Genomic DNA, 14,578 nt, shown 5'->3' on the forward strand with positions numbered 1-14,578 from the left:
CAATAAATGTACCCCTTATTTTGCATTAATCTGATTAATAAAAGATCTCAATACCGTTTCGAGGCAATCTAAATCTTGCGGACGAGAAAAGCGATGACCTGCATCACGAACAAGTGTCAATGTTACATCATGGAGAGGTAAATGATCAAGTAAAGTCAATGTATGCTGATAGGGAATATCTTCATCTTCCATCCCTTGTAAAATATGGACTGGACACCCAACATCAATGCATCCTTTCATAACACAATTTTCGCGTCCATCTTCAATCAATGTTTTTGTAAAGGGCATTGGCTCTGTATCATCAACTGCAGGTCGTTCAATATAGCCTTTTTCCTCCAAAATCTTCCATTCTTCTGGGCCTAATTTTGGTTCCACCAATGTTTGTGTAAAATCAGGTGCTGGAGCAATCAATATCATGCCAGCAAGCTTCTTATTTTTCTGTGCTAGCATCATAGCAAGCTTTAGCGCAATCCACCCGCCCATAGAGGTGCCAATCAAAATTTGTGGCCCCTCACAATAATTTTCAAAAACCGCTAAACTTTCTTTAACCCAGCGTGAAATCGTTCCTTGAAAAAAATCACCTTCAGATTCTCCATGTCCAGAGTAATCAAAACGTAAGCAGGACAAATCATTCTTCTGAGCAAAACTATCAACCAACATCGCCTTATCCCCTGACATATCGGACAGATAGCCATGAAGCCAAACTAAACCTAGAGAATGGCTGCCTTTGCGATAACGTACTGCAAGTGCGGTGTTCTCAAACGAAAAAAACTGACAAGGAATATTTTGATCCATGATTCTTTATCCTCCATAAAACAATTCCTTTAAATTAAGAGAAAAACTTTTATAATCTAAATCATTCCCAAAAGTAATAAATCAAATAATGAAAAAGACACGAATTATAGTTGTTTTTAGGTGCATAATTGTATATTAAATTAACTGTAGTTGAATCAAAATTAAGGAGCATAAACCATTCGTAAACCGTTTAAAATGACACCTACCCAAAAAGACGGACCACGTTCAAATCAGGATATCCGAGTACCTCATGTTCAGCTTATTAATGATGAGGGACAACATCAGGGGGTTGTTGCGATACAAGAAGCTCTTGCTATGGCTGCAGATGCGGGGCTTGATTTGGTTGAGATTGTACCAAATGCGGAGCCACCCGTATGTAAAATCATCGATTTGGGCAAATTAAAATATCAAACCCAAAAAAAAGCTGCTGAAACACGTAAGAAGCAAAAAGTCATCGAAATCAAAGAGATTAAGATGCGCCCAAATGTTGATGTCCATGATTATGGAGTCAAACTCAAGGCTGTTCATCGCTTTATTGATCATGGTGATAAAGTAAAGATTACTTTGCGTTTTCGTGGTCGTGAGATGGCTCACCAAGATCTTGGATTAAAGCTTCTTCAGCGTGTGAAAGAAGATACAAGTGAAATTGCCAAAATTGAATTGGAGCCAAAGCTTGAAGGCCGGCAAATGATGATGGTGATAGCACCTAAATAGTTTTGCATTAGAATAATATTTGCATGCAACTCATCAAAATAGGCGTATGGCATTATTTAGAAGCACCACATAGAGTTTTTGTGGTGCTTTTAAGGTTTTATAAATGTGTATAAATCCTTTTAAGAGTTTAATAATGCTTTATCGATTTATAAGAAGAATTCGTTATTTTGCATATTAAATGAGAAAGCTCAAACATCGTAAGGTCTTCTTATTTCAAGCTCTCTTATCATGCAATGCGGCAAAATTGTTTGCTTACACATCACAAACGGAGATGATACATAAAAATTATTAAAGGAGATGATACATAAAAATTATTAAAAAAGCAGAAATGTTTTTTGTGAGCTATTTCAAGTGCCAAAGGCTATCACAATATGGAAATTGGTAAATACAATGGTGAAACTCGCCGTTACCTTTTATTGAAAATTAAAAATAATGATGAACAACGAATTTTCACTATACCTTTTACAGAAACTTTGCACTACATTTTTCACTCTCGCCGTCGTGAAATTGATGTGATGAACCTTGAAAGAAAAGGCTATTTTTGTAAAAAAGATTAAGGGGCTTTTTAATTAAGAATGTTTCAATCTTGCATAAAATAATGAGAGAATATGGAAGCAATTCATGGCTAAAAAACAAATTTCCTCTTTTGATAAACATCTTATTATCCGCCTTTTGCGAGAAAATTTTCGTAAACATATGCGTTGGTACAGTGCGGCTATTTTCTCAATGATCATCATTTCTTGTACCACAGCAACCAGTGCATGGATTATGCGTGATGTTGTTAATCAGATTATTGATGCACAAAATTTTCCTATAATTGTTTTGATTTCTAGCTTCATTGCTTTTATCTTTATTCTCAAAGGAGTTGCAACTTTTTCCCAAACTTACTTTCTAAACAAAGCAGGCAATAGTATCATTGCTGAACAACAGCGTAAAATTTTTGCACGACTTATGGAACAAGGAGTCTCTTTTTATCATAATAACACTTCATCTGATCTTCTTGTTCGTGTAACTCATAATGCGACAGCTGTACGTAATATAATTGATACTATTATCACAACTTTTGTACGTGATTTGCTTTCCGTTAGTGGTCTGTTGCTTGTCATGTTCATTCAAAACTTTGTGTTAATCTCCATTACTTTAATCGTAGGACCACTAGCTTTTTTAGGCGTTCGAATGGCTTTAAAACGCGTTCGCCGCCTGATGGAAAAAGAGCTCCTTTCACTTGGTGAAATTATCAAAATCGTACAGGAAACGGCTGTTGGTATTCGAATCATAAAGGCCTTTTCACTAGAAGAAGTCATGAAAAAACGAATGGACAAAGCCATTTGTGATGTTGAAAAACAAACAAACAATATTGCAACACTCGAAGCTATTACCAGTCCGATTATGGAAACACTCACGGGTATTGCCATTGCAGGTATTATTTGTTTTTCCGGTTATCTTGCAACCGAACGCGCAGGTGTTCAAGGTGAATTTATGTCCTTTATTGTTGCTTTACTTTTAGCGTATGAACCCGCAAAAAGGCTAGCAAATGTACGTGTCAAAATTGAATCTGGCTTGGTCAATATCCGTACGATGTTTGAAATACTCGATTGTCCCCTTACAGTTATAGAACATAAAGAAGCTAAAGATCTGAGTAAAACGCAAGGAACTATTCGTTTCGAACATGTTTCTTTTGCATACACTAATAACAAAATGATATTGAAAGATATCAACCTAGAAATAGAAGCCGGAAAAATGACAGCATTAGTGGGACCATCCGGTTCGGGAAAGTCAACCCTTATCAACCTTATTATGCGCCTCTATGACCCCACAAAAGGACGCATATTGATTAATGATCAAGATATTCGCTACACAACATTTCGCTCTCTGAGAAACCTGATGGCCTATGTAGGACAGGATACTTTTCTCTTTCAAGGAACTGTTAAATATAATATCGGGCTTGGAAAAGAAGGGGCTAGTGATGACGAAATTATCGAAGCAGCAAAAGCAGCAAATGCTCATGACTTTATTATGAGTTTGCCAAATGGTTATGATACACAGATAGGTGATAATGGCTGTAACCTTTCAGGGGGGCAAAAACAACGACTCGCTATCGCTAGAGCAATGATTCACGATAGCGAAATTCTGATTCTTGATGAAGCAACGAGTGCGCTTGATTCACACACCGAAGCACAAATTAATGAAGCCATTCAACACCTTACCAAAGGACGCACAACGATCATTATTGCTCATCGCCTTTCAACGATTGCTCGTGCTCATAAAATTGTGGTCATACAAAATGGACAACTGATTGAACAAGGTACTCAGAAAGAATTGCTAGCAAAAGAACATGGGTTTTATAAAAAACTTCATAATATCCAGTTCAAAAACATACCTCCTAATTTCTAGATTCTTAAATAAGATTTGAAATAAAAATGGATAGAAGGTAATGCTCCATTTATAAAAAAGTCTTGTTACCAAGCAAAAGTATTACTTCAATCAAGAATTGGCAAAGAATTTATGGTTTATTGAAAATAAACTTCTTGGATTTAGATGAAAACTTTACTCGTCATTTTGTTGAATGCAATTGACTTTAACAATGAAACTTCAAAAACCCCTTCCCTTCCTCAAATAAGTGTTGAAACATTCATAAATGTTGCGAATCCTAAAAGATAGAGCATCAAGGTTTGAAAAAATTGCCGCGGATTATGATGATGAATCTGGATTAATACAATCTTTATCCGTGTTTATCCCTGCACTGACAATTTTTTTCTCCACACATCTTAAAGAACAAAGATTCTACCCAATCGGATCTGTAAACAATCCAGATTTTTATTGAGTTCGTTCCACTTGATAACAACTTATGTGATTCACTTATACAAGGCTTACCCTAAATATTCACCACGTGCTTTCAAAATACTTTGTCAAAAAGACTTACATGCCTTACATTACCGCACCTCAAATGTCGGTCTTTTATGGTACAACAGGATAGGCTGACAATTATAATTATGCTGCAAATTATAGATACACTCAGCATAAAAGAAAAACATTGAAAAAATAAGAGAAGATTTATTATAAAACTTTTTTACTGTTGTAGCTTGCTTTAAAGCAAGCTTTGCTGTTTTTTCTATATCTAGAAACTAAAGTGATATTCCTCCAATACCTTAACTTCTTGAAGAGTTTATAAATGCACAACGTTAGTGCTTATATAAGGCTATGATTTCAACATGCAAAAAAACAGATGAAAAGTAAAATGACATTCCTCTTTCTTTTAACCGCCTAAATAGAAAAATATGACATATAACTCTGATAAACATTTTTACAAAAAATATCTTTTGACCTGCATTTTAATACTTTGATTTATAATCATAATTTATTACTTTACATCTTAAATAAAAGATAAGATGTAATTTACTTATTGCAAATTTTCTTTATATTTATGATGAATTAATCAAAAGCACTTGTTGTACGTCATAAGAGATATTGGTGTATGCATAAAAACTCTTAAGATAAGCAATAAAAATACCTCTACATTTTCAAGTGAAAAGATTGTCGGCAACATGAGAAGCTGGAAAATAGAATGATAATGCCGGCTTATATCTTTAATAAATACTTATACCTTTATTAACAATGGTAGTATGGATTTTATACCATTCATAAGGGGTACTTTATATCATTTCACAAGCAATCTTATGAAATAGGCTCAAGCGCACACTGAGAAATGTTTCTTTAAAACAAGCACATGAATTTGCAACACAATAGTGTTATATTTTGGAGTGTTCTGTTTGGGGAGCTGTTCGTTATAAGAAAAGTGATCTAATTCAAAAACACAATAAACAAAAATCTAAAATAATAGATAATTTTTATTATTAAAAAATATTGCTTTAAATGCGTTTGAAAATAAAATCGATATTTTATAAATTCTACGCTTATCTCATGCTTTTGTTTATCGCGTTCTTTAATGGAATCACGCCCTTCACGTAAGAACAGAATGCCATTGTATTGCAAATTCAGGTGCTTGTTTTAAAGAGACCTCTCTCAAAGTCCTCCCCAAGTCCATTTCGCGATAACGTTCGTGAATTGTATAACGATAAATCCATTAAGCCCCTCATCTTTACGCTTATGGAGTAACAAGCCGGCACCATTTACACTATAGTGCTAGCCCCTAATGTTGCGACAGCTCTTAGCTCTCAAGATAATTCATAAGAGGCATTTTTAATCATTTCTCAATAGTTTTATCCACACAGGATTCTCCGCTTGTAACATACAAGGCGAATGGTTTTGAGAACAAGGTAAAGTATTTCTATAAAATAAATATATAACAGCAAATAACATACTGTCTTTCGTGAAGATTTTATCCCTTTAGAGGATAGTATAAACAAAAATTGAGTATTTTAGATATGTTTCTTCACGCCTCAACAAAAAGCTTCTTTTTTTATAGGACTTTTAGCCTATGTTTTCTTCCTCAGATTTAGAAATGAGAGACAAAAAACGAAGAATTTGTTTTTTAGATTCAATCTTTAATAATCTCTTTCATAAAAGAGACCAATACTAGAATTTTGTTCATTTCCTATGGCACCTTTAGCTTTGAGATGACGCGAAATATCTAAATTAATTGTCCCTTTCGTCGTTCCATCGGACCCTGCTTCAAAGCCCAAATAAATATTATTGTGTATGTAGCGTCCAATACGTAAGCCTGTATTACCTTTCTCATTAACGATAACATCAAGATCATCAAGCCCAATTTTAGTTCGTAAAGTATTCAACAAAGATGTATTAGCAGCACCTGCAAGATCAGCCGCTGCTGCTGCAAGTTGAGCAATCTGAAATGGTGATAATTCATTAAGAGAGCGATTAAAAATCAAACGCGCCAAAATCTCATCCTGAGGCAAGTTCGGTTGTGAAGAAAAATTAATATCAAGATTATCAATCGTCCCACTTACAGTTACAGTGACTTGAATATCACCACTGTTATTGTTGGTTACAAAATAAACCGTAGGATTAAGATTACCGCTAAAACTCGCTTGTCCTTGATCAAAATTAAGACGTTGCGAAAGAATATCAAAACGTCCACGAATCATTCTAAATTCACCAACTGGATGCACATCATTCAATGGACCTGCTAGATTAATGAGTCCTCCCAGTTCAGCATCTAACCCTTTTCCGCGTACAAAAAATTGATTGCGTGCTGTAATACGCATATTTGATAGCACAACAGATGAAGATTCTTGTGTAACAATCCGGCTTTTGCTTTTGTTCGTGTTCTTAACATCAGCACGTTCAAGTGTTGTTTGAATCGATTTAGTTAAATTCTTATTTCTGATATCAAGAAACTTAGCACTTTTAAAATGATCAGGAACAAAAACTTCAGCTTTTTCAACGATGATATCACCACCAAGAACAAGATCATTTAAAAAATGACCTGTCATTGTCATCTCACCTGATAATGTTGCCAGAATCATAGAACCATCATTATAATTGGCATTATCAAGATGAAATATCAAATCTGTCTCTAGATCATTAGAGATACGACCTGAAGCAGAAATTCTCCCCCCCTCAAACGAAGAAGCTGAAGCTTTCTCTATAAGGATATGATCACCGTTCAATTTGCCTTCAAGCGTTATATTATTCAACCCTACATTTGTTTGTGAATCAAAAAAGCTACCGTCGCCTATAGAAATATTTCCTATCAATTGTGGCTTTGATAACGCCCCATTAAGAGTTGTATCAATTCTTGCTGTACCCGTTATATGTGCACCACGCTTAGCTAATAAGAGATTAACAAAATCAAGAGGCATTATCCCTTTAACGTTTAATTTTGCCTCTGAACCATTAAGAGATACAGGCCCATGGATGGAAAGATCTAATCCTTTATCTCCTGTAGCTATCATATTTTCAATATGAAAAGTCGATTTTTTATAAGAACCACGAGCATTTATATTGATTGACATCGGTCCTTTATGCGTCATAGCGGTTAAATTTTGACTAGAAAGCTCAAAATGAGCAGATGGATCCTTCATTGTTCCATCAATATCAACTTTGCCTATCATTGTCCCATCAAGCGCTTGTCCTGCAATAAAACCATTTGCCAAATGTGCAGATAAATTTTGCAAATTAATATGAAGATCAAGCTTATTTTTCTCTAGAGATACATGCCCCTGAGCTTGTGCTTGTACTCCTTCTCCTGTTAAATTTGCATTCAAAGTAAGATTTTGATCTAAGGTTTTCCCCGTAGCAGAAAAAGAAAAAGGCATAATTTTTTTATCTTGAAAAGCAACGGTTGTCAGTCCCTCACCTTTTATATCGTAAGTTATATCAGGTTTTGTTAAATGACCACGAATCATAACCTGCCCTGTTACACTCCCTGCTGCTCCAAGATCGGCTTTCCACAGATTAACTAAAGTAGCAGGAAGCGCATTCATTGTAAGTTGCAAATTCAGGGTATCTTGAATATTCCCTGCTAAGATGATGTTGCCTCCATTTATTGCAATTCCTAATTCATTGATTGCCATTCCATCTTTATCAAAAGCAATTATGGATGGTTTCAGCAATTTTGCATGAAAAGTGTGTTGTTTTAGATCCACAGTTTCAATTTGCACTTCTCGTTTTATACTTTCTGGAAGTTCCTCAACCATTAAACGACCAGAAAGCTGTGCATTGAGAGTATCATGCAACATCGCTTGGACAGTAAAAACCGTTTGTCCATTATTTCTATCAGCGTGAGCATTTAAACGATTGACCATTATCAAAGGTGTTTGAATATGTTCTGCATTGATAACTCCTTCAAACTGTGTCATGCCAAAAGGATCGAATATATCAGCATCTATTGCCAATTTTTTTATTTTATTCTTGGAAAAATTCAAATGGTTAATATGCGCCTTCACATTGGTTTTTTGTCTGCCATTTTGTTCATCAAAAATAAAATCTCCTTTTACTTCTCCACTACCATCCTGCAAAAATAACGTTGACAGTACGGAAATATCATCGGCATCAATATGCAGCGCTCCTTTCAAAAAACCGCCAAGTTGTTGAGAAAGAGCACCCGTTATTTTTGCACTTCCCCCTCTAATATCGATATTTTCAAGTTTTCGAATTTTATGAGAATCTTTAAAAGAGGCCGATAAATGCAAAGGTTTCTTAGCAAAAATCCCTTCACCTTTTATCACCCCCGTTAAAGCAGTAACTGGTGCTGTATTATCTACAAGTGCATCTATGTTAAATGTTGTATTTTGAAGTTTCTTCCCTACGATTAATGCTTCAGCAATATGGGCACGTGTATTTAGTTTTATATGGCTATTGCGCCCTCTCGCCGTACTTTCAATTGTAAGCGCACCGCTTATCTTTGGATCTAATTTGGACAAATCAGATATTTCAGCAGATAGATCCATTTTAGCGCTTTCATCTGAAAAATAACCATTAGCCTTTATGTTTGTATATTGATTTTTCAAATTAAAATGACGAAAAATGAAACCCTTCGTATTTCGAGTAGCACCACCTGAAAGAGTGATGTTTCCTTTGAATAAACGATCAAAAGACTGCACGCCTATTTTCATATCGTCAGCCATTCCTGATAATTGGAGATCAAAAATGCCACTCAATAAATTGATTGTTCCTTTGGCTTTAATATCTGCACTACCAGAAAGTGATTGTTTACTGAACGCTTCCAAAGGAGTTAATGTCTGAGCTTTTAAACCGAGGTCGCCTTTAAAAACAAAACCCTCCATTGTCCCTTTTAACCAAGAAGAAAAACCCTGAGCCGTAACACTCAAATCATGAATCAAAATTGGTTTATTCGAAACAATATCCGTATCTAAATGCACATGAACCGCTTGGCTTAAATTTTCTACTAACGCTCCCTTAATCTTTTTAACCCCTTGAAGCGTCCCTTTAACCTGAACACCAACATGACGAGAAGCTGAATTATCAAGATTTTCGCTTACTCCTCCCATATCAAAAATTGCATCGCGAATATAAATATTTTTATTGCTTAAATTACCTACAACCAACCGCCCATTCCAAGATTGTTGCCCTTCGCGACCATAGTCAATGTTCAGAGCAAGAGTATTGGCAGGTTTTGGCACTTCTGATACAGGTAAATGAACAGACTCCTGTTCGTTATCAAGAGCCATTTTGCCATCAACAAAAAGCCGCCGCAAAAATCCATCGGCAGTTATTTCAGCATTGGCTATAACATTCATTGCTTTGCTCTGAATAACCATCTGATCAAGGTGTGTCACACCTTCTTTTGTTCTTCTTGCCTTTGCTTTTAATGTTATATCAGATTCGAAGAGGCTACGATATTGAGAAGGTATTAAAGGGCTCAGTGTTCCCTTTAGTTTTGTAGAAAAACTGTGTCCTTCTGGAACACTTGCAAGAATAACATTACCATCTAAAATAGAATGATGATCAGACTCTAAAGAAAGTTTGATAACCAAATCATCAAAAGTACCATCACCTTTCACGACGAGATTTAGTGCTGGACGTTGTTCAATGTTAAAAATATTCGCCAAAATACCATTTTGTGGTTCGTTAGCAGAAATATCAATTTGAGCTGTACGATTACTATCAGATATCTTGGTGAGAACAGAAAAAGAACCCGGTGCATCTAAACGATGCGCCGCTATATCGACATCAAAATTACCACTAGCTAAAGTGAATTTGCCTTTTAGGGACATATCAGCAGAAAAACCAAAAAGATTCTGTTCAAATATCACATGTTGAGCTGTAAGCGTATTGATAGAAAGAGCAAGCGGCAATTTTGGTAAAGAGAACTTACCCGTCTCAAGGGAAGAAACAAAAGAAGAATTGCCTTGCGGTTTGCGTAAAAATGTAACCTGTTCTGCCGAAAGCTGGTTAATATCCATCCGCCCTCTTAGCAACGCTAGACGATTCCAATTCATTTTAGCATTGGTAATTTTAAGCCAAACCCCTTTTTTATCACTGACCGTAATAGCATCAATTGATGTTTGAGAAGACAGTGTCCCTTGCATATTGTGTAAACGAACTTGACGATTGGGCGCTGAAAGCTTTCGTTCAATTAAAGAAACAAACCATGAGCGATCATCTGTTTTCATTTCGCTAGAGGGAAGAGTATCTCCTCTTTGCGCAAAAACAAAACCACCCACCCCAAAAAACAAAAATACAAAGAAGAAAGCTGATAAATGTACACCTTTTTTCATTAAAATGCTTGCCCTATACCCACATAAAAACCAATGCGAGGATCACCCTTCTCTCTCTTTAAAGGAAAGGCTAAATCAACGCGTAAAGGACCAAGACCTGTCATATAACGACCTCCTATACCGGCTCCCCATTTAATTTTTTGAGAAAAATCAAAATTCGCCTTTTCCCCTACTAAACCTCCATCAAGAAAACCGACAAACCCTATTTTGTCATTTAAAGAAACACGCAATTCTGCCGATCCCTCAACAACTGCCCGTCCACCAACAACCGCATCATTTTCTGTTTTGATACCAATATTACGGTAAGCATAACCACGAACAGAGCCCCCACCACCAGCAAAAAAAAGCGTATTCGCGGGGATTTGTGCTGTATCATTCCCAAGAATTGTACCAAGCTTTGCCCGCGTAGCAAAAACAAAACGATTCCCTTCATCCAACGCCCAGTAAGAACGACCTTCTGCTGTTACTTTTGCAACAAAGTTGCTAAAACGCATCTCATAAAAAGGCTCAATGAAAACTTCACCATATAAACCTTTTGTTGCATTAAGCTTATTATTACGACTATCGTAAATCAAACCGCTAGGAAAACCTATTGTTGTAAAATTACGGCTCCCAAAATAAATATCACGTGAATAACCATTTGAAACTTCTACAGCAGCCTGTCCCAATAGATTACCATTGAAAATATGCGTAATCCCTAATCTTCCTTTGATGGCTTTTGTCGTATAATTTTCTAGAACATCTTGTTGTATTTTTAATTCTGACCTGAGATCTGTATCTGGCGTAAGTACACCAGGCTTTATAAACGTGCCACCGAAAAGATAATCAAAATTTTTAAAATTATACGATTGCTTTTTATTGCTACCAACACCGCCTATCTTTGTTTCAATTTTAAGAACCTCTGCATGACCAAAAAGATTGTTATGCATCCAATAAGCTTCAAAACCAGCACCATCTAATGTTGAATAGCTACCGCCTATACCAAAACGACGCGGTTTACGTTCTTGTACAACAAGTGAAAGCGGTAAACTGCCATCTGGATTAATGGTATCAGCCTCACGTATATTGATAGCGCGAAAAACACCAAGGCGCGCAAGACGTTCATTTGCCTTCGCTAACGCATCGGAATCGTACTTCTGACCTTGCTTCAATCCGGTCATCCATGCGATATAAGCTGAATCTACACGTGGTTTATTACTTATATTACGCACACTTAAAGGACCATAATGAGCCTTTTGTCCAAGATCAACAACAATCCGTCCTTCAACACGCAACGCAGCATGATCAGCCACGACCTCACTTTTCATAATTTTAGCTTTAGCATAACCTTGTTGACGCCATCCTTCTATCGCCCATTTTTCTGCTTTCAAAATGGTTTCAGATTTAGCAATAGCCCCAACTTTATAGCCCAATTCTTCAATTGTGGGCATTTTATGCGCTTTACGTTTTTCAAACGGAGCTACTTTATCAATATCTGCAATACTAAAAACATATTGTGGACCGGCATTAATTGTAATAGCAATATTGGATTGTGCTGGAAGTTGAGTTACCGGACTTAAATCAGCGACTTCTAAGCCATTAATTTTAATACTAATAACACCACCGTAGCGCCCATCAGCATAAAGAGCAGAAAGAATTGCTCGATAATCTGAGCGCGCCTTGGCTAGCAAACCAGAAGAACTGGCGGATGCTTTCTCTTTATCAGCAACAAGAGAAGAAACAGATTTAACTATTTTTATACCTTCTAATGGCGCGCCTGGCGGTGCAACAACATCAACTTTATAAAATCTCTCTGTACTTTTGGCATAATTTGAAGGAGAATTTGTTTTCTTTTGACCAAAAAAAGGTATGCCGAAAAAATCAAATGCAGCAAGTGGCTGTGGAAAAGCAAAAGCGAAACACAAGCCTATAAATACACAGCGCACAGTCCCTGATTTTAACAAAATTCTTGCCTGGTATACCATAAAATCAGATACCTTATAATACACTTTGCATCTACTATACTTTAAATAATATAAAAATAAGAAAGGTAAATGTAATTACTTTGCACATTTTACACGTTTTATCACATCAAATAACACTCTGCGATACATAACGTCACCCTCCCCTTATATTTTCATAAAATTTTGCACTGTTGTATAACACGAACAGCCTCATTCTTTTTCCTTAACATATTTATTTAGCTTATTATAAATGTTTTATTGCGTCCCATACTATCATGGTTAAATTTGTACAAATGACTTTCCATGAGGACGCTAAAAAACTGCCTATGTATATAGATCTCTCTATAAAAAAAACCATAGAGATGCTTCTTGATTTTTATGCATAGATATGATTGTCTCTACAAAGTCTAAAGGGGAAAATAAATAAATGATCGCACGTGTTACAACTGTTGCTTTTCGCGGTCTAGAAGCAGTCCCTGTCGATGTACAGGTTATGATTTCGTCTGGTAAAATAGGAATGGCTATTGTTGGATTAGCTGATAAGGCAGTTGCAGAAAGCCGTGAACGTGTGCAAGCAGCCCTCCACGCTTGTGGACTTTCTATGCCTACTAAACGGATTACGATTAATCTTGCACCAGCTGATTTGCCTAAAGAGGGCTCGCATTATGATTTGCCAATCGCTGTAGGCTTAATGCTTGCTATGGGAATCCTCCCTCCTGAAGTAGCACAAGACTATATCATTTTGGGAGAATTATCACTGGATGGTTCACTTACCGCTGTTAATGGTGTTTTACCAGCTGCCATGACAGCTTTATCACTCGATAAAGGACTGATTTGTCCCTTCCAATGTGGACCTGAAGCTGCTTGGGCAAATGCAGAAATAAATATTCTTGCCCCAGAGACTCTGCTCACTATAGTCAACCATTTCAAAGGAACCCAAATTCAAAAACGTCCACAACCACGCCAATATACTATCGAAACTGAACTCCCAGATCTTTGCGAAATCAAAGGACAGAAAACAGCCAAACGTGCCTTAGAAGTTTGTGCTGCTGGACGCCATAACCTTTTGTTTGTAGGACCTCCTGGTGCTGGGAAATCTATGTTAGCGCAACGCTTACCTTCCATTTTGCCACCTCTTGATAGCCGTGAGCTTTTAGATGTCTCTCTGATTGCTTCTATTACAGGAGAAACGGTTCATAATACCATTTCACTTCATTGCCCCTTTCGTTCCCCACATCATTCTGCTTCCATGGCCGCAATGATTGGTGGGGGACTTAAAGGACGACCGGGAGAGGTCTCTCTTGCCCATAATGGTGTGTTATTCCTTGATGAATTGCCTGAATTTTCTCCGCAGGTTCTTGATTCTCTTCGTCAACCCTTAGAAAGTGGGGAATCGGTTATCGCCCGCGCTAATCACCATATTAGCTATCCTGCTCGCTTCCAACTCATTGCCGCAATGAATCCTTGCCGTTGTGGTATGGCAGGCGAAAAAGACCATGTTTGCGCTAAAGGAATACGCTGCCAAATCGATTATCAGTCCCGTATTTCTGGTCCTCTGCTTGACCGAATTGATTTACGGATTGATGTCCCTGCTTTGACAGCTATGGACCTTATGCAACCAGAACAATCAGAAAAAAGCTGCGATGTTGCCAAACGCGTCGCACGATGCCGTACCATTCAAGCTAAACGTTTTGCAACAATGGGGTTTGATCATATTCGCACCAATGGCGATTGCCCTGCCAAAATTATAGAACAGATTGCCATTCCTGATAAAAGTGCGACCATACTCTTACGAGATGTGAGTGAAAAAATGCACCTCTCTGCACGCGCTTATCATCGCATTCTCAAAGTTGCACGCACAATTGCTGATCTTGACGGATCAGATAATCTTTCACGCTATCATCTCGCAGAAGCTATTTCCTATCGACTAGGCGCAGAAAGATTAACAGCCCTTAACTAAAA

At 36.9% G+C, this 14,578-nt stretch carries 7 protein-coding genes and 1 pseudogene; 4 read left to right on the top strand and 4 right to left on the bottom strand.

All coding sequences use genetic code 11. From position 1 onward, the window contains the following. Positions 1-15: 15 nt before the first annotated feature. Positions 16-795 carry an alpha/beta hydrolase gene (locus ACFIKY_RS01990; RefSeq protein ID WP_375635390.1) on the bottom strand — a complete coding sequence of 260 codons (780 nt, stop codon included), beginning with the start codon at positions 793-795 and terminating at the stop codon, positions 16-18. A gap of 195 nt (positions 796-990) precedes the next feature. On the opposite strand from ACFIKY_RS01990, the gene infC reads away from it, so the two are divergent. The 3 genes from infC (at position 991) to ACFIKY_RS02005 (ending at position 3,903) form a co-directional block, all read left to right on the top strand. Continuing rightward, the gene (infC, locus tag ACFIKY_RS01995; protein ID WP_026500140.1) at positions 991-1,509 is read left to right on the top strand and encodes a translation initiation factor IF-3; all 519 of its coding nucleotides are present in this window, start codon (positions 991-993) and stop codon (positions 1,507-1,509) included. A 371-nt stretch (positions 1,510-1,880) separates the two neighbouring features. Continuing rightward, on the top strand, positions 1,881-2,066 hold the full coding sequence (locus tag ACFIKY_RS02000; RefSeq protein ID WP_375635389.1) for a hypothetical protein: 186 nt from the start codon (positions 1,881-1,883) through the stop codon (positions 2,064-2,066). Positions 2,067-2,130: 64 nt separating this feature from the next. Continuing rightward, on the top strand, positions 2,131-3,903 hold the full coding sequence (locus ACFIKY_RS02005; protein WP_375635388.1) for an ABC transporter ATP-binding protein: 1,773 nt from the start codon (positions 2,131-2,133) through the stop codon (positions 3,901-3,903). 1,524 nt (positions 3,904-5,427) lie between these two features. Here ACFIKY_RS02005 and ACFIKY_RS02010 read toward each other — a convergent pair. The 3 genes and pseudogenes from ACFIKY_RS02010 to ACFIKY_RS02020 form a co-directional block, all read right to left on the bottom strand. Beyond that, positions 5,428-5,707, bottom strand: a pseudogene (locus ACFIKY_RS02010) (integrase arm-type DNA-binding domain-containing protein); the annotation flags it as partial. A gap of 307 nt (positions 5,708-6,014) precedes the next feature. After that, complete coding sequence (locus tag ACFIKY_RS02015) at positions 6,015-10,673, bottom strand: translocation/assembly module TamB domain-containing protein (protein ID WP_375661324.1); 4,659 nt, start codon at positions 10,671-10,673, stop codon at positions 6,015-6,017. Next, positions 10,673-12,637 (bottom strand): autotransporter assembly complex family protein, encoded by a 1,965-nt coding sequence (locus tag ACFIKY_RS02020; protein WP_375661325.1) that lies wholly within the window; start codon positions 12,635-12,637, stop codon positions 10,673-10,675. Before ACFIKY_RS02020 ends, ACFIKY_RS02015 begins: the two co-directional genes overlap by 1 nt. Before the next feature lie 406 nt (positions 12,638-13,043). On the opposite strand from ACFIKY_RS02020, the gene ACFIKY_RS02025 reads away from it, so the two are divergent. Further along, complete coding sequence (locus ACFIKY_RS02025; RefSeq protein WP_375635385.1) at positions 13,044-14,576, top strand: YifB family Mg chelatase-like AAA ATPase; 1,533 nt, start codon at positions 13,044-13,046, stop codon at positions 14,574-14,576. The last annotated feature ends 2 nt before the right edge of the window (positions 14,577-14,578 follow it).

The organism is Bartonella sp. CR127HXZ, from assembly GCF_042194555.1.
In the GTDB taxonomy this organism is placed as follows: domain Bacteria; phylum Pseudomonadota; class Alphaproteobacteria; order Rhizobiales; family Rhizobiaceae; genus Bartonella; species Bartonella grahamii.

Excerpts from the sequence above, each read along its gene's own strand:
- ACFIKY_RS02025 (WP_375635385.1), top strand. The coding sequence starts at position 13,044 with ATGATCGCACGTGTTACAACTGTTGCTTTTCGCGGTCTAGAAGCAGTC.
- ACFIKY_RS02000 (WP_375635389.1), top strand. The coding sequence starts at position 1,881 with ATGGAAATTGGTAAATACAATGGTGAAACTCGCCGTTACCTTTTATTG.
- ACFIKY_RS01990 (WP_375635390.1), bottom strand. The coding sequence starts at position 795 with ATGGATCAAAATATTCCTTGTCAGTTTTTTTCGTTTGAGAACACCGCA.
- infC (WP_026500140.1), top strand. The coding sequence starts at position 991 with ATGACACCTACCCAAAAAGACGGACCACGTTCAAATCAGGATATCCGA.
- ACFIKY_RS02020 (WP_375661325.1), bottom strand. The coding sequence starts at position 12,637 with ATGGTATACCAGGCAAGAATTTTGTTAAAATCAGGGACTGTGCGCTGT.
- ACFIKY_RS02005 (WP_375635388.1), top strand. The coding sequence starts at position 2,131 with ATGGCTAAAAAACAAATTTCCTCTTTTGATAAACATCTTATTATCCGC.
- ACFIKY_RS02015 (WP_375661324.1), bottom strand. The coding sequence starts at position 10,673 with ATGAAAAAAGGTGTACATTTATCAGCTTTCTTCTTTGTATTTTTGTTT.